The 15,273-nt window shown below is 68.0% G+C and carries 9 protein-coding genes; 2 read left to right on the top strand and 7 right to left on the bottom strand.

The genetic code is table 11. The features are described 5' to 3' along the window. The first annotated feature begins 5 nt into the window (after positions 1–5). A complete protein-coding gene (locus AC1DYK_RS09385; RefSeq protein WP_478166031.1) occupies positions 6–3,395 on the top strand; it encodes a hybrid sensor histidine kinase/response regulator in 3,390 nt (1,129 codons plus the stop codon). Next, complete coding sequence (locus AC1DYK_RS09380; RefSeq protein WP_478166030.1) at positions 3,379–4,272, top strand: response regulator; 894 nt, start codon at positions 3,379–3,381, stop codon at positions 4,270–4,272. Before AC1DYK_RS09385 ends, AC1DYK_RS09380 begins: the two co-directional genes overlap by 17 nt. Positions 4,273–4,367: 95 nt before the next feature. Here the strand turns inward: AC1DYK_RS09380 and AC1DYK_RS09375 are convergent, their stop codons facing one another. From AC1DYK_RS09375 to AC1DYK_RS09345, 7 genes are all read right to left on the bottom strand, one after another. Next, positions 4,368–4,535, bottom strand: a complete 168-nt coding sequence (locus AC1DYK_RS09375; RefSeq protein ID WP_478166029.1) for a hypothetical protein — start codon at positions 4,533–4,535, stop codon at positions 4,368–4,370. A gap of 13 nt (positions 4,536–4,548) precedes the next feature. Next, positions 4,549–4,776 carry a CDGSH iron-sulfur domain-containing protein gene (locus AC1DYK_RS09370; protein ID WP_478085948.1) on the bottom strand — a complete coding sequence of 76 codons (228 nt, stop codon included), beginning with the start codon at positions 4,774–4,776 and terminating at the stop codon, positions 4,549–4,551. 145 nt (positions 4,777–4,921) lie between these two features. Further along, positions 4,922–9,757, bottom strand: coding sequence for an NAD-glutamate dehydrogenase (locus AC1DYK_RS09365; RefSeq protein WP_478166028.1), 4,836 nt, complete (start codon positions 9,755–9,757; stop codon positions 4,922–4,924). 126 nt (positions 9,758–9,883) lie between these two features. After that, entirely contained in the window at positions 9,884–11,518 is a 1,635-nt protein-coding gene (locus AC1DYK_RS09360; RefSeq protein WP_478166027.1) for a D-alanyl-D-alanine carboxypeptidase/D-alanyl-D-alanine-endopeptidase, read from the bottom strand. A 15-nt stretch (positions 11,519–11,533) separates the two neighbouring features. Next, entirely contained in the window at positions 11,534–12,748 is a 1,215-nt protein-coding gene (locus AC1DYK_RS09355) for a M23 family metallopeptidase (protein WP_478166026.1), read from the bottom strand. Positions 12,749–12,760: 12 nt separating this feature from the next. Further along, complete coding sequence (locus AC1DYK_RS09350) at positions 12,761–14,320, bottom strand: D-alanyl-D-alanine carboxypeptidase (RefSeq protein WP_478166025.1); 1,560 nt, start codon at positions 14,318–14,320, stop codon at positions 12,761–12,763. 306 nt (positions 14,321–14,626) lie between these two features. Beyond that, positions 14,627–15,049 carry an FHA domain-containing protein gene (locus tag AC1DYK_RS09345; RefSeq protein ID WP_478166024.1) on the bottom strand — a complete coding sequence of 141 codons (423 nt, stop codon included), beginning with the start codon at positions 15,047–15,049 and terminating at the stop codon, positions 14,627–14,629. Positions 15,050–15,273: the final 224 nt, after the last annotated feature.

Genomic DNA, 15,273 nt, shown 5'->3' with positions numbered 1-15,273 from the left:
GGAACATGCCGCCCGTCACCGGTCAGAAGATCTTTCGCATCCGCCGCGACTACAACACCTGGGTCGCCAACGAGACGCTCGAGGACTACGCGCTGCGCTATACGCCGCGCAGCTTTCGCAAGTGGTCGGAATTCCGGGTCGCCAACACCGCCTTCGGTGCCACCTCCTTCCTGGCGCTGGAAGCGATCGGCGGCGCCATCGCGCTGAGCTACGGTTTCTCGAATGCGTTGTGGGCGATCCTGGTGGTCGGGCTGGTCACGTTCCTGACCGGCCTGCCGATCTGCTACTACGCGGCCAAGTACGGCGTCGACATGGACCTGCTCACGCGCGGCGCGGGCTTTGGCTACCTGGGCTCAACGCTCACCTCGCTCATCTACGCCAGCTTCACCTTCATCTTCTTCGCGCTGGAGGCCGCCATCCTCGCATTGGCGCTGCAGATGTACTTCGACTGGCCGCTGGCAGCCTGCTACCTGGTGTCGTCGATCGTCATCATCCCGCTGGTGATGCGCGGCATCACGATGATCTCGACGCTGCAACTGTGGACGCAGCCGATCTGGCTGATGCTCTTCGTGCTGCCGTATGCGGCGGTGCTGCTGCGCAATCCGCAGGCCTTCTCCGACTTCACCGGGCTGATTGGCCGGATCTCCGGAAACAACAGCTTCGATCCGTTGATGTTCGGCGCCGGCGCCACCGTCGCCTTCTCCCTGGTGGTGCAGATCGGCGAGCAGGTGGACTACCTGCGCTTCCTGCCGGAGAAGACGGCGGCCAACCGCCGCCGCTGGTGGACCGCGGTGCTGGTTGCCGGGCCGGGCTGGATCGTGCCCGGCATGCTGAAGATGATGGGCGGTGCCTTCCTGGCTTTCCTGGCGTTGCAGCACGAGATCCGGCCCGAGCACGCGATCGAACCCACCCACATGTACCTCGCCGGTTTCGGCTATGTCTTCTCGGACCCGGCCTGGGTGCTGGCCATCACGACGCTGTTCGTCGTCGTCTCGCAGCTCAAGATCAACCTGACCAATGCCTATGCCGGCTCGCTGGCCTGGTCGAACTTCTTCGCCCGCCTCACGCACAGCCATCCGGGCCGCGTGGTCTGGCTGGTGTTCAACGTGCTGATCGCGATCCTGCTGATGACGCTGGGGGTGTTCACCGCGCTGGAAAAGGTGCTGGGCCTCTACAGCAACATCGCGATCGCCTGGGTCGGCGCGCTGGTGGCCGACCTGGTCATCAACAAACCGCTCGGCTGGAGTCCGCGCTCGATCGAATTCAAGCGGGCGCATCTCTACGACATCAATCCGGTCGGGCTGGTGTCGATGGTGGTCGCGGCCGCGATCGCGATCGTCGCCTACGCCGGGATGCTCGGACCCTGGGCCGAAGCCTTCTCGCCCTTTGTCGCGCTCCTGACCGCGATGGTGGTGTCGCCGCTGCTCGCCTGGCGCACCAAGGGCCGCTACTATCTGGCGCGCAAGGACCTGACCCACTGGACGCCGGGGCAACTGGTGCGCTGCGCGGTCTGCGACAACACCTTCGAGTCGGAGGACATGGCGCACTGCCCGGCCTACAGCGCGCCGATCTGCTCGCTGTGCTGCACGCTGGAATCGCGTTGCCACGATGCCTGCAAGACCGGCTCCCGGGCCTCGGAGCAGATCAGCGGCTGGCTGAAGGCGCTGCTGCCGCCGGCGCTGGCGCTGCGCATCAACTTCCGCGTCGCCCACTACCTGCTGATCGCGACCTCCCTGGTGGCGCTGCTCGCCACGGTGATGGGCATCGTCTACGCGCAGGAAGGCCTGCTCGATCCGAATGCGGCGGACCGCTTCCTGCAGGCGCCCTTCCTCAAGGTGTTCGCGCTGCTGTCGCTGGTGACCGCGGTCGCCGCGTGGTGGATCGTGCTGGGCAGCGAGAGCCGCAAGATGGCGCAGGAGGAGTCCAATCGCCACAACCACCTGCTGACGCTGGAGATCGAGGCCCATCGCCGCACCGATGCAGCCCTGCAAAGCGCCAAGGAAGCCGCCGAAGCCGCCAACCAGGCGAAGACGCGCTACGTCGCCGGCATGGCGCACGAACTGCGCACGCCGCTCAACAGCATCATGGGCTACTCGCAGATCCTGCTGAAGAACGAAGCACCGGCGCGGCCGCCGCGCGAGGCGCTGCAGACCATCCACAAGAGCGGCGAGCACATGCTCGGCCTGATCGACGGCCTGCTTGACCTGGCGCGCATCGAGGCCGGGCGGCTGCAGCTCGAGCCGATGCCGCTCGCACTGCCGGAGTTCCTTGACGAGGTGGTGCGAATGGTCCGGCCGCAGGCCGAAAGCAAGGGCCTGGCCTTCGTGTATTCGGAGAGCGGACGCGTTCCGGCCTGGGTGCAGGCCGATGGCAAGCGGCTGCGGCAGATCCTCATCAACCTGCTGAGCAACGGCGTGCGCTTCACCGACGCCGGCACGGTCACGTTGCATGTCGATGCGCGGCGCGAGGTGCTGCGCTTCGATGTCGTCGACACCGGCATCGGCGTCGCGCCGCAGGACCACCAGCGCATCTTCCTTCCCTTCGAGCGCGGCGCCGCCGGCCGGCGCCATGGGGGCGACCCGGGAACCGGCCTGGGCCTGACCATCACCGGCCTGCTCACTTCGTTGATGGGAGGCGAGCTGCGGCTGGCCGAGACGTCCGCCAAGGGCAGCACCTTCAGCGTGCGGCTCTACCTGAACGAGGTCGCCGACCCGGGCCCGCAGGCCGAGCCGCTGCGCGCGATCTCCGGCTACTTCGGCCCGCGCCGCACGCTGCTGGTGGTCGACGACCAACCCGTGCAGCGCCAGATGCTGGCCGGCATGCTGATGCCGCTGGGCTTCGACGTGCGCGAGGCGGCCAGCGGCACCGAGTGCCTCGACAGCCTGCGCGAGCATGTGCCCTCGGCCATCCTGCTCGATCTCAGCATGGACGACATGGACGGCTGGGAGACGGCGCTGCGGGTGCGCTCGGCCGGCTTCGCGCTGCCGATCATCATCGTCTCGGCCAATGTCTTCGAGAACCAGGCCGAGCGGCTGCGCCTCACTGAATGCCAGGCCTTCATCGGCAAGCCGGTGATCGAGTCGGAGCTGATCACCACGCTCGAGCGCCATCTGGGCCTCGAATGGCTGCAGCAGGGCCAGGCGCCGAGCCGTGCCCGGGCCGCGCAGTCCGGACCGCTCGAACTGCTCGCCCTGCCGGAGGACGACCGGCTCGAACTCATGCGCCTGGTGCAGATGGGCCACGTGCGCGGTCTACAGCAGGCGCTCGACCGCATCGCGGCAAGGCGCCCCGAACTGGCCGCCACCTGCAGCCATCTGCGCGGCATGCTGGCGCGCTTCGAACTCGACAACTTCAAGCACGCACTTTCAGAGGAGAACGATGTCTCCATCCCTTGAGTCCGAACGGCCGGTGGTGCTGGTCGTCGACGACGCGCCGAGCAGCCTCGGCATGTTGTGCGACACGCTGGAGGCCAGCGGCTACACGGTGCTCGTCGCCGCCGACGGTGAATCGGCGCTGCAACGGCTCGAATTCGTGGTGCCGGACGCGATCCTGCTGGACGGAATGATGCCTGGTCTGTCGGGCTTCGAGACCTGTCGACGCATCAAGGCCGACCCGGCGCTCGCGCACATTCCGGTGCTGTTCATGACCGGCCTGTCCGAGACGCAGGACGTGGTCGAGGGCTTTGCCAGTGGCGGCGTCGACTACGTGGTGAAGCCGATCCGGGCTCAGGAAGTCCTGGCGCGGCTGCATACCCATGCACGCAATGCGCGCATCAGCCGCATGGCGCGCGATGCGGTCGACGTGGCCGGCATGGGCGTGATCTTCGTCGATGCGCATGGGCGCCTCGCCTGGCGGTCGCCGCAGGCCGAGGCGTGGCTGCGCGCGATCGGCGAGCCGGGCGAGCCTGGCCACCTGCCGCCGGCGCTTGAAGCGGTACCGACCGATGGCGGCACGATGGTCGTGGGCCTCGCGGACGGCCGGCAGTTGTCGATTCGCAACCTCGGCGCTGCGGCCCTGGGCGAGACCATGCTGCTGATGGCGCTGCATCGCGAAGGACCCTCTGCGTCGTCGCGCCTGACCGAGGCCGCACTGACGCCGCGAGAGACCGAGGTGCTGTCATGGCTGGCCAAGGGGAAGACCAACCGCGACATCGGTGAGATCCTCGGCACCAGTCCCCGTACCGTGAACAAGCACCTCGAACACATCTTCGAGAAGCTCGGCGTGGAAACGCGCTCTGCCGCCGCAGCGCTGGCGAGCGGGCATCTGGTCTAGATTTCGTGCACCGGACCGTGACACGTCAATCACTGATTGCGCTGCCCGAGACCATGGCGCTGTCCGGCCAGGCCCGCTATTCCCCAATCACCGGATCACCGGATCACCCGGTCAGCCAGCAGCGCAATGCCTTCCTGACCTGGCGCCACCTCGGCGACGGAGCCTGTCAGGTCGCCGGGCTGCGGCGCCGCCTGGCCTGAGCGCGTCACCCGGACTTCGATCGTCAGCGTCAATCTTGCACGGCGCGCGGTGAACAGGGCCATCGATGCGATCGATCTATTCGCTCGGCGTGCGGATGTTGGGGAACGCATCCGCGAGTTCGTTTCGACCGACGTCGGCGTCGTACCAGCACAGCGTCCCCTCGGGCTCGTCGCGCGTCTTCTTGTGGGTGCCGTCGCAGAAGGGCTGCGTCGCCGACAGGCCGCAGCCGCAGATGTACTTCGTCTCGTCGCCGAAAGTCACCGGATAGGGCTTGCTGCGCGTACGCATGACCAGTCTCGCCATGATGGGCCTCCATCAGATTCGAAGCAGCCGTGCGGTCAACTCGGGTGACCGCGCCAGTCAGGATGCTGCCACCACCGGGGCACGGTTGCGCTGCCTCGCGGGAACAACCCCGCCCCCAACGTAGACGGGAGACAACTGCGGCCGGCTAACCCAGGGCCCGCAATTCCCGCAGCGCGACCGACAGCATCGCCGCGTCGGGCACGGCCACGGCGCGCAGTTCCCCCATCAGTTTCGCGGCACGCTCGAGCGCCCGGCCATTCTCGGCCTGCCACGACTCGACCCGGGCGGCCGGCGATTCGCCCTCGCCGCCCCCCCCAAGCACCGCGGCGGTGATCGAGCCTTGCAGGCCCGACAGGTCGTCGAGCATCGCGCCCTTGGCGAGCATCTGCCAATGCTGGTCGGCCGGCAATGCGGCGATCCGATCGCGCAGCCATGGCATGCCGAGCCGGTTGGCAAGGTCGAAGTAGATCGCCGCGACCAGGGCGACCGGCCACCTGGCACTGCCGGCGATTTCGGCGATGTCGAGCGTGGCGTACAGCGAATCGAAGGTGACGACGCGCTCGGCCAGTTCGCGCGGCACGCCGCCGGCCACGTAGTGAGCGACCGCCGCATCGACGCGGGCGCGCTCATCGGCATCCAGCAGTTCGGTCAGCCGCGCAGACAGCGCGTCGACATTCGGCATGAAGTGCTCGATGGTCGCCGCCATGTCTTCCTTCAGGCGCCGTGAGCGCAGGAACCACTTGGTACCGCGTTCCAGTTGCCGGCTGGTGTCGATGAGCAGGTTCGACTGCACGGCGTCGTCGACGCGGTTGTCGAGCGCCTCGATGGACAGCCACAGCGGCACCATGCCGAAGATCTCGCGGCTCATCAGGTAGGCGCGCACGACCTCGAACGCGCGGGCGCCGGTGGTCTCGACCAGGCGATGCACGAAGGTGCTGCCCACGCGGTTGATCATGCTGTTGGTCACGTGGGTGGCGATGATCTCGCGCCGCAGCGGATGCTTGGGCATGTAGGCCGAGAACCGGTCTTTCAGCAGGGTCGGGAAGTAGCGCTCGAGCGCAGTCGCGACCCAGGCGTCGTCCGGCAGCGGCGAGGCCAGCAGGTCGTCGTAGAGCCAGATCTTGCTGTAGGCGAGCACGACGGCGCGCTCGGGACTGGTCAGTCCCTGGCCCTGGGCGCGCCGCTCGGCCAGCTCTTCGTCGGACGGCAGGTACTCGATGGCGCGGTTCAGGCGCCCGGCTTTCTCGAGGAACTGCATGAAGCGGGTCTGCGCATCGAGCAACTGCGGCGCGATGCGCCCGGTGACGGACAGCACCTGCGTCTGGAAGATGTTGTCGCGCAGCACCAGCGCGGCCACGTCGTCGGTCATCTCCGGCAACAGCGCGTTGCGCTGCTTCTCGGTGAGCTCGCCTTCGGCGATGGGCAGGCCGACCAGGATCTTGATGTTGACCTCGTGATCGGAGGTGTCCACTCCGGCCGAGTTGTCGATCGCGTCGGTGTTGATGCGCCCGCCCGCCAGCGCGAACTCGATCCGGCCCAGTTGCGTGCAGCCGAGGTTGCCGCCTTCCGCGAGCACCTTGCAGCGCAGCTCCCTGCCGTTCACGCGCAGGGCGTCGTTGGCGCGGTCGCCCACCTGCGCGTGGCTCTCGCTCGACGCCTTCACGTAGGTGCCGATGCCGCCGTTGTAGATCAGGTCGACCGGGGCCTTGAGGATGGCGTTGACCAGCTCGGTCGGCGTGAGCGCCTCGGCTGCGAGCCCCAGCATCTGCCTGACCTGGGGCGTGAGCGGAATCGACTTGGCGCTGCGCGCATGGATCCCGCCGCCCTCGGAGATCAGCGCCGCATCGTAGTCGGCCCAGGACGAACGCGGCAGCTTGAACAGACGCTCGCGCTCGGCGAAGCTCCTGGCCACGTCGGGGCTCGGGTCGAGAAAGATGTGGCGGTGGTCGAAGGCCGCCACGAGCCGGATGTGCTCCGACAGCAGCATGCCGTTGCCGAACACGTCGCCCGACATGTCGCCGATGCCGGCGACCATGAACTCGGTCGTCTGGGTATCGATGCCCATCTCGCGGAAGTGCCGCTTCACCGATTCCCAGGCGCCGCGCGCGGTGATCCCCATGGCCTTGTGGTCGTAACCCACCGAGCCGCCGGAGGCGAAGGCGTCGCCGAGCCAGAAGCCGTATTCCTTGCTGATGCCGTTGGCGTAGTCGCTGAACGTGGCCGTGCCCTTGTCGGCGGCGACCACCAGGTACGGGTCGTCGTCGTCATGGCGCCTGACATTCTGTGGCGGCTCGATCGCCCCGGCGACGCGGTTGTCCGTGATGTCGAGCAGTCCGCGCAGGTAGTCCTGGTAGCAGGCCACGCCTTCGCGCAGGTAGGCGTCGCGATCGCTCGGCGCAGGGGCCTGCTTGAGCACGAAGCCGCCCTTGGAGCCGACCGGCACGATCACGGTGTTCTTGACCATCTGCGCCTTCACGAGGCCCAGGACCTCGGTGCGGAAGTCTTCCGGCCGATCGGACCAGCGCAGCCCGCCGCGCGCCACGCGGCCGCCGCGCAGATGCACGCCTTCGAAGCGCGTCGAATAGACGAAGATCTCGAACATCGGCTTCGGCGCCGGCAGGTCCGGCACCTTGGCCGAATCGAACTTGAACGACAGGAAGCCGCGCCGCCGGTCCGCCGCGTCGCGGCGCCAGAAGTTGGTCCGCGTGGTGGCCAGGATCAGCGCGAGGTATTGGCGCAGCACCCGGTCTTCCGACAGATTGGCCACGTCCTCGAGCGCGGTCTCGATCTCGCGCACCTTCTCGCCCGCAGGGCCTTCGCCGCCGGCCGCCCGCGCGGGATCGAAGCGCAGCTTGAACAGCTCGACCAGCGCGCGTGCAATTCGCCCGTTCGCCGCGAGCGTGCCCTCGATGAACGACTGCGACAGCGCGAAGCCGATCTGCCGCATGTACTTCGCGTAGGCGCGCAACACGACGATCTCGTGCGCCGGCAGGCGCGCTGCGAGCACCAGGCGGTTGAAGTCGTCGTTCTCGACCGCACCGGAAGACACGGCACCGAAGGCCTCCTCGAACACCGGCCGCAACGCATCGACCTCGGCGTCGGCGTCGGCGGCGCCGAGCACGCTCTGCAATCCGAAGTCGTGGATCCAGATCGGCGCCCCGCCCTCCGGCGCGAGCCGGTGCGGGTGCTCGTCGAGCACCTTCATTCCCAGGTGTTCGAGCATCGGCAGGCTGGCCGACAGGACCAGCGGCCCGCCGCGCTGCAGCACCTTGAAGCGCAAGGTGCCGGGCGGCGCTTCCAGCGGCCGGTAGAGGTTCATGCCGAGCGGTTGCGCATCGGTCAAGCGCTCCATCAGCTCGATGTCGTGCACCGCGGCCCGCGCCGCGAACTCGTCGCGGTAGCCGGCCGGGAAGGCGCCGCCGAACCGGCGCAGGAGAACGCTTCCGCGTGCTTCGCCGGTCGCCTCGGTCAGTGCGGACTTCAAGTCGTCGTCCCAGCGCCGGGCCGCGGCGGTCAGGCGCTGCTCGAGTTCGCGCACATCGAAGGCCGGGATGCTGCCGGGCTTGGTGCGCACCACGAACTGGATGCGTGCCAGCACCGACTCCGAGAGGTGCACGTTGAACTCCGAAGTGGTGCCGTTGAAGGCCTGCATGAGGATCGTTTGCCACTTCTGGCGCAGCTCGGTCGTGTAGTTCTCGCGCGGCGCGTAGATCATGCACGCGACGAAACGCTCGAACGGGTCGCGCCGCACGAACAGGCGAAAGCGCTGGCGTTCGCCCAGGTGGAGGATGCCCATGGCCGTGTGCAGCAGCTCGTCGGCATTGGTCTGGAACAGCTCGTCGCGCGGATAGGTCTCGAGGATGTTGGCGAGCGCCTTGCCGGAGTGGCTGCCGCTCGCCAGGCCGGCGCGCCCGACCACGTCGGCCACCTTCCGGCGCAGCAGCGGAATCTCGCTCGGGTTGGCGCTGTAGGCCGTGGAGGTGAAGAGGCCGAGGAAGCGGTCCTCGCCGCACACACGACCCTCGGCGTCGAAGCGCTTGATGCCGATGTAGTCCAGGTAGCCGGGCCGGTGCACGGTGGAGCGAGAGGTCGACTTGGTGACCACCAGCAGTTCCGGCCGGCGCGCGTGGGCGCGCACCTCGGGCGGCAGCGCGGCGAAGGCGGCCGCGACGTCCTTGGCGGCCTCACGCAGGATGCCCATGCTCGATTCCGGCACGATCCGGAGCGCGTCCTCGCCTTCGACGGTCTCCAGCTCGTGGCTGCGGTGGCCCAGGAAGGTGAAGTGATCGTCGGTCAGCCAACGCAGGAAGGCCAATCCCTCGGCGAGTTCCTGCGGCGGGATCGGCGGCGCGCGTTCTTCGAGGCCTTGCGCGATCGCCAGCACGCGCTCCTGCATCTGTTGCCAGTCCGTCACCGCCAGCCGCACGTCGCCGAGCACGCGCGTCAGGTCGGCCGCCAGCGCCTCGAGGCGGCTCGCGTCCGCCACGCGATCCACCTCGACGTGGATGAAGGACTCGCGGCAGGCGTCGGGCGCTGAAGGATCCGCCGCCAGGCCCTGAAGGATGCCGTCGCCATCGCGCCTCACGGCCACCAGGGGATGGATGATCAGGTGCAGCGTGAGTCCATGGCGGTTGACTTCCATCGTCACCGAGTCGACGAGAAACGGCATGTCGTCGTTGACGATCTCGATCAGGGTGTGGGTCGACTGCCAGCCGTGCTCCGCGATCGTCGGGTTGATCACGCGAAGCCGTGCCCGCCCCGGCTCGCGCTTGCGTGCAAAGTTCCAATGCGACAGTGCGGCGCCATAGAGGTCCGCCACCTGGCGTTCATCCAGGTCTTCCGGGTCGACCTGGCCGAAATACTGCCGGGCGAAGGCGGCCAGCAGTTCCGCAGGATCGCCCGCGACCTTGGTGCGGATCAGTTGAACCACCTCGTCCAGGCGCTCGACTCTGCGCCCGGCCTCGGTTGCATCGATCTCCATGCTTGTCTCCTTGCCGGCCTTCGTTCGGGTGGGCCTGGTCCGGCTCAAGGCCACGGGATATTCAAAACACTGTGGACGCGCTGGTTCAAAAAGGCAAGCGCATTGTGAGGGGCCGGCGGGCAGCCGTCAGTGGAGCTTCCAGAGCAACGCGGAAATGGTCCCGACATCCTGGAAGACCGGCAGGATCTCGTCGACGCCCGAGATCACGCCGACGTCGTTGACGGCCAGCGTGAAGGCCAGGCGCCGTCCACTCTTCGTGTCGATGTAGCCGGCGAGCGATTGCGCCTTGAGGACGGGCCCTTGCGCAGAGCCGTCGACGAAGGTGCCTGTCTTGGCATGCACCTGGCCCTTGGCGCCGGCGAGCGTGGGATCGTTTTCGAAGTCGGTCACGAACGACAGCGAGCCGTCGATGCCCAGCCGCGGGTTGGCATCGAGGAACTCCGGGAAACTGGGCCGCTGCCGCATGCGTGCCAGCAAGGTGGTGACGGCCTCGTTGGTGGCGGTGGTGTAGCCGCCGCCGCTGCCGTCGACGAAATGCAGGGCGTCGGCCGGGATGCCGAACTGCGTCGCCAGCGTGGCCGATTCGGCCACCTGCGACGCGGCGAGCGTGGTGGCGCCCTGGGCCAGGCCGAACAGCATCAGGCTCATGTCGGCGCCGAGGTTGTAGCTGACCTTCAGGATGTGCCTGGCGAAGTCCTTGTAGGGATGGGAAACCAGTTCCGCGACGCGGCGCGCGCCGGCGTAGGCATCGCGCGCCGGCAGCGCCTGCACGGGATTCGGCGCGACGGCGGCGGCGGCGACGCCGACGCCCGCGCGCGACAGGGCTTCGATGAACACGGTGCGCGCGTAGGTCGACGGCTGCGTGATGCGGAAGGTGCGGATCAGCGGAAAACTGCCCGTGAGCGGCGGGACGAAGTCGGCCGGCAGCGTGCCGGCCACACGGCCGGTGCATGACGCGGCCCCGATGCACGACGGCAGTTCGGGGTCGAGTCGGAGGTCGAGCGCGCTGCCCGCCGCACCGACGGCCAGGCTGGACTGGACGCCGAACGCGGCCGACTTCGGCCGCCAGTCGAGCCCGGCCTGCTTGTCGACGATGACGTCGACCACGTCGTCATTGACGAACATCGGGCTGACCTTGAATTCGTCCCGGAAGTTGAAGTGCTCGAACAGGCGGTCGTCGATGATCACCTCGCCCGTGACCTGCTCGATCCCCGAGGCCGCGACCTGCGCGGCGAGCTGGTCGAAGCCGGCGAGCGGGTTGGGCGCGGTGAGCGTCGCGTTGCCCAGCGCATTCGCCTCGTTGTGGTCCTGGTTGCTGATGGCGAAGCTGCCGTCCGGGTTGGTGCGCCCGCCCATCGCGAGGTCGCCGCTCGCGACCATGATCAGGTCGCCGTGGAGCACGCCGGCGGCGTCGACGCTGCCGCGGCTGTAGACCGGCGTGCGAAACACGTGGCCTGGCCCCAGCGTTTCGAGTGCGAGGGCGACCGAGAAGAGCTTGCGCACCGAACCGATCAGGATGGGCCGCCCCGAGTTGTAGTCGTGGATGACGCGGCCGCTGTCGGCGTCGATCACGCGCAAGGCCCAGAGTGCATGGCGGTAGGCCGGTTTCTGGAAGATCCGCGTGATCTCGTCGGGCACGGGTTGCGCAGACGTTGCGAGCGGCAACGCGATGCCGCTGCCGCCGCCACCGCCGCAGCTGCCCAGCATGGACAGCGCCAGGACGACGCCCACGATGCGGAAATGGACTCGAGACAATTTCATGGGCTGTGCGATTGGCTAGGAAGGAAAATCGACGATCCACAGATCGAGCGGCAACTCGTTCTGGCGTGCACCCGGCAGCGGCACCGCTTCGACCGGGATCGGCTTGCCGTCGATGATGGCCTGATCGAAGGCCGCGGTGGAGACGCCCCGCTGGGCTGCGCTGAAGCCCTGCAGCAGGTAGGGAAGCCCGTTCGAAGCCAGCGGGTTGGGACCGTCGACGACATGGAAATGCAGGTGCGGCTCCGACGAATTGCCGGAGGTTCCAACCTCTCCGAGCAGTTGTCCCGCACGCACCGACTCCCCCGCTCGCACCCGCACCGACCCCGGCTTCATGTGCGCGAACAGCGCGAAGCTGCCGCCGCCCAGGTCCATCACGACATGGTTGCCGTCGGCCTGCTCGATCGGAATCGAAGGCGGCAACGCGCCCGGCGGCGTGTCGGGCAGGCCGTCCAGCGCCGTGACGACGCGTCCGTCCGCGACGGCGTAGATCGGCTTGCCATAGATGATGTAGCTGGCCGGGAGTTTGGGGTCGCCGACATGGATGCGGCCCTGCTCGTCGAGCTGCTCCCAGTCGATGGCGAATCGCTGGGCCGTGAAGAGCTGGCCGTTGAGCGGAAGCGTCGCTCGCACATGGCGCACCGAGTCGCAGCAGCCGTCGCCGGCGATGTACCTCGCGCCGCGCAGCGGGGCGCCGAGCACCAGGGCGGTCGGCGCCGCCAGCTGGATGCGCCCGGCCGTCTCGACGATCGGCGTCTGGTCGATCGACGCCGAGACCCGGTGGGCCAGCGTCGCCGGTATCGCCGCCTGGCCGTTGAAGCTCACATGCATGTAGACCAGGCCGACTTGCGACGGGCCGAGGCTGCCCTTCACCGCGGCCTTGTCGCGCACCACCAGACGCTGCGCGATGTCCGCGGCCGCGAGCGTTGCCACGACGCTGCCGCTGCTTGCGTCCAGGACGTCCAGTCCCTGGATCGCCACGTTGTCGCCGGTGAAGTTGGTCAGTTCGAGCTCGTACACCACGTGGAAGAGTCCGTCGGAGCCCTTCACCGGCACGGGCGCATTCGCGATGCGCATCGTGACGGGCGTGACTTGGGTCGCCGGCGCGCCGGAAGTCGACTGCGCATTGACCAGCGAGCCCAGCAGCGCGGAGAACTGCGACGACGACCCGCCGCCTCCGCAGGCGACGAGCACGACGACGGCCAAGGCGCACAGCCAGGTCAGGTGTTTCATGGATTCACGCTTTCAGTTCTGGTTGTAGATGACACCGGCGATCTGCGCTTCGTCTTCGAACACCTCGAGCGAATCGGCGATCGCGGTGAGCGGCCCCGCGTCATTGACGAACAGCGCGAAGGACAGCGTGCGGCCGCTCTTGGCGTCGATGTAGCCCGCCATGCTGATGGCCACGATCTTGCCGTCCTCGATGGTGGCCCCGCTCTTCACGGCGATGTGTTCCTTGCCCGCCACCTCCTTGCCGATGCTCGCGAGCGATCCGTCGATTCCCAGCAGGGGCAGCGCGCTGCGATACGCCGGGTAGCCGGCGCGCATGCGCATGGCGCTGATCAGCCTGGCCGTGGTGCGGGCCGAGGCACGGCTGTCCGGGGTTCCGCTGCCGTTGGTCGGGAAGTCGAAGCCGGCCGGGTCCAAGCCGATGGCGCCGGTGAGCAGCTTGCGCTCCGCGGCCAGAGCGGTCGCCACCGTTCGCTGCCCCTGCGACAGCCCGACCTGCATCAGGCTCATGTTCGCGCCCGTATTGAGACTGACCTTGAGGATCAGCCTGGCGTACTCCGAATAGGCCGGAGACACGAAATTGGCCACGCGCGACTCCGCCGCATAGAAGCGGGACGGTGGCAATCTGCTGGCCGGGTTGACGGCCACGGCGGGCGCGGCCACCGTCACGCCGGCGCGCGCCAGGGCGTCGATGAAGGCGATGCGCGCGAAGGAAGGCGGGTCCTCGACCCGCAGGATTCCGACATAGGTGGAACCGCCGACGAGCGGCGCCTGATAGCCCAGCGGAATGGTCGCCGGCGCCAGGCCGCTCGCGCTCGAGATCGTGCCGGTGCAGCCCGGGCTTCCGAGGCAGCCGAGACTGAAGCTGTCGAGCGTCGCCGCGGAGACTTCGATGTCGACCGCCGACCCGGCGCTCCCGGTGACGGGGCTGCCGGCCATCGAGAAGCCGCGGGTCCTGGGCCGCCAGTCAAGCAGCGCGGGATTCCCTGCCTGTGCGCCGGCTGCGAGCGTGACGTCGATGAGGTTCTCGTTGAGGCTCATGGGGGAGATCAGCACGTTGCCGTTCGGCACGCGGAAACTGTCGAACAGGCGGTCGTCGACCACCACGTCGCCGTCCACGCGCTGGATGCCGGCGGCCCGCACCTGGCGTGCGAGTTCATTGATGCCGGCCAGCGGGTCTTCCGGTGTCAGTCCCGAGGCGCGAAAGGCGTGCGCCTCGTTGTGGTCGAAGTCCGTGTAGGCCAGGGTGCCGTCCGCCTTGGCGCGGCCGCCGAAGGTGAGATCGCCGGACGCAACCAGCACGAGATCGCCCGCCAGAACACCTCCCCCCACGGGTCCGGTTCGATACACGGGCGTCTCGAAGCGATGGTCGGCGCCGATCGTGTCGAGCGCCATCCCCACGGAGAACAGCTTGCGCACCGATCCCGTGAACGAGAGGCGGTCGGGGTCCAGCGCGTAGACCAGTTCACCGGTCCTTGCATCCATCACGACCAGGCTCCACTTCGATTGCGCGTCGGTGTAGCGCGGCTTGGCCATGATCTCGGCGATGGCCGGCGGCAGGGGCTTCCCGGTCACCAGGTTCGCCCCTCCGTCCGAGGAGCCGCCCCCGCAGGCCGCAAGCAGGAGCGGGCATAGCAAGGAAGCGACGACAGCGCGAGAAAGTCGCAGCGACACGGACGGCCTTTCTGTTCTTGTTGGATGGCCCGGTTTCAAGCCTCGGCCGCCAGTGCACCTTCAGGCTTCGTGGAACGAAGGCTGAAGGGCAGGCGATGGTAACGGCTTCGTCACATATTTGCGACCGCGCCGGATCGCAAGCCAGGCGGGCGAGCGCGCTCGATTCAACTCATTTCACCGGCGTGATGTCGCCGCCGGCGGGAGCATTCAAAGCTTGCCGCGCTCGCTGCGAGGCGCGTCCGGCACGGTCGGTGCGTCCGAAGAGGACCGTTCCCGCTCCAGGTTCACGAGCAGCCCGTGCATGGTCAGCATGCGCAAGGCCTCGATCTGCGTGAACTCCTGGTTGGTGGCGACGAACCGCATCTCGTAGCTGCCGAGGCGGATCGCGTCACCGTGAGCCAGAACCTGGCTCTCGATCCGGACGTCGTTCACGAACGTCCCGTTTCGGCTGCCGAGATCCGTGATCGTGACGAACGCCTGCTCGACGTCGATGACCGCGTGGTCGCGGCTCGCCTGTGCGGAGTCGACGATCACCTCGTTGCCGGTGCCGCGCCCTACCCTGTTGTTGTGAGGATGGAGCTGGACCTGCCGGGTCTCTCCGGCGGCGGTCATCATGATGAGCATGGGCATGGCGAAGCCTCAAGCCATGCGGCTTCGGCAGCCAGCGCAGACGCTGTCCGACGCGCGGGTCCGCAGTGGTACCTGTCGGACATCGGGAACATGCTTGGGAAGCAGCAGCAGGATTCGGGGGATGCTTTTCATGAATGGGCTGGTGCTCGGCGCCCCCGATGATACGCACAGGCAGGAGGCCGAGCGTTCCGGTCACCTATACCTGCCCAAAGCTCATCGCTGTG

Source organism: Variovorax sp. P2_H12, assembly GCF_056403395.1.
Note: the sequence above shows the minus strand (reverse complement) of the source record. Positions and strands in the feature narration are given on the sequence as shown.

Excerpts from the sequence above, each read along its gene's own strand:
- AC1DYK_RS09385 (WP_478166031.1), top strand. The coding sequence starts at position 6 with ATGCCGCCCGTCACCGGTCAGAAGATCTTTCGCATCCGCCGCGACTAC.
- AC1DYK_RS09380 (WP_478166030.1), top strand. The coding sequence starts at position 3,379 with ATGTCTCCATCCCTTGAGTCCGAACGGCCGGTGGTGCTGGTCGTCGAC.
- AC1DYK_RS09375 (WP_478166029.1), bottom strand. The coding sequence starts at position 4,535 with ATGGCCCTGTTCACCGCGCGCCGTGCAAGATTGACGCTGACGATCGAA.
- AC1DYK_RS09370 (WP_478085948.1), bottom strand. The coding sequence starts at position 4,776 with ATGGCGAGACTGGTCATGCGTACGCGCAGCAAGCCCTATCCGGTGACT.
- AC1DYK_RS09365 (WP_478166028.1), bottom strand. The coding sequence starts at position 9,757 with ATGGAGATCGATGCAACCGAGGCCGGGCGCAGAGTCGAGCGCCTGGAC.
- AC1DYK_RS09360 (WP_478166027.1), bottom strand. The coding sequence starts at position 11,518 with ATGAAATTGTCTCGAGTCCATTTCCGCATCGTGGGCGTCGTCCTGGCG.
- AC1DYK_RS09355 (WP_478166026.1), bottom strand. The coding sequence starts at position 12,748 with ATGAAACACCTGACCTGGCTGTGCGCCTTGGCCGTCGTCGTGCTCGTC.
- AC1DYK_RS09345 (WP_478166024.1), bottom strand. The coding sequence starts at position 15,049 with ATGCCCATGCTCATCATGATGACCGCCGCCGGAGAGACCCGGCAGGTC.